Origin of the sequence: Streptomyces canarius (assembly GCF_014650735.1) — a bacterium.
Lineage (GTDB): Bacteria > Actinomycetota > Actinomycetes > Streptomycetales > Streptomycetaceae > Streptomyces > Streptomyces olivaceoviridis.
In genome coordinates, this window is the sequence record NZ_BMVN01000212.1 from 1 (window position 1) to 832 (window position 832).

Consider the following 832-nt stretch of genomic DNA (forward strand, 5'->3'; position numbering starts at 1 on the left):
GGACGCGTGGAGGTATCGGGAGTCGTGGGTTGCGGTCGGTGTGCCGGTGCGGTCGGTGGGTTCGTGGTTGGTGGTGGTGCCGGCCGGGTTGGAGGGTGATTCCCGGGTGGTGGCGGTGGTCGGGGCGTTGGGTGCCGGGTCGGTGTGTGTGTCGGTGGATGGGGTTGCCGGGCGTGCGGGCGTGGCGGGGGTTCTGGCGGGTGTGCCGGGTGGTGGTTCGTCGTTCGCGGGTGTGGTGGTGCTGGCTCCGGATGGGGTGGGGGCGGCGGGGTTTGTGCTGGCGGTGTTCCAGGGGGTGCTGGATGCCGGGCTGGGTGTGCCGGTGTGGGTGGTGACGTGCGGTGCTGTGTCGGTGGGTGTGGGGGACGGGGTCTGCGCGCCGGAGCAGGGGGCGGTGTGGGGTCTGGGCAGGGTGGCGGCGTTGGAGCATCCGGGTGTGTGGGGTGGTCTGGTGGATCTGCCGGTGGTGGTGGACGAGCACGTGGCGATGGTGTTGGCGCGGGTGGTCGCTTCGGGTTCCGGTGAGGATCAGGTGGCGGTGCGTGCGTCGGGGGTGTGGGGTCGTCGGCTGGTGCGTGCGTCGGTGGCGGGGTGGGGTGTCCGGCGGTGGTCGACGTCGGGTACGGCGTTGGTGACGGGTGGTACGGGTGGTCTGGGGGCGTGTGTCGCCCGGTGGTTGGTGGGGTGTGGGGCGGAGCATCTGGTGTTGGTGAGTCGTCGTGGTCCGCGGGCTGGTGGTGCGGGGGAGTTGCGGGCGGAGTTGGAGGCGGCGGGCGCGCGGGTGAGTGTGGTGGCCTGTGACGTGGCCGACCGGGATGCCCTGGCACGGGTG

1 protein-coding gene is annotated in these 832 nt (G+C 72.4%); it reads left to right on the plus strand.

The window, feature by feature from the left end:
- Window positions 1-55 precede the first annotated feature (55 nt).
- Window positions 56-832: SDR family NAD(P)-dependent oxidoreductase (locus tag IE294_RS46930; RefSeq protein ID WP_229918604.1), on the plus strand; the 777-nt coding region annotated here is incomplete at its 3' end.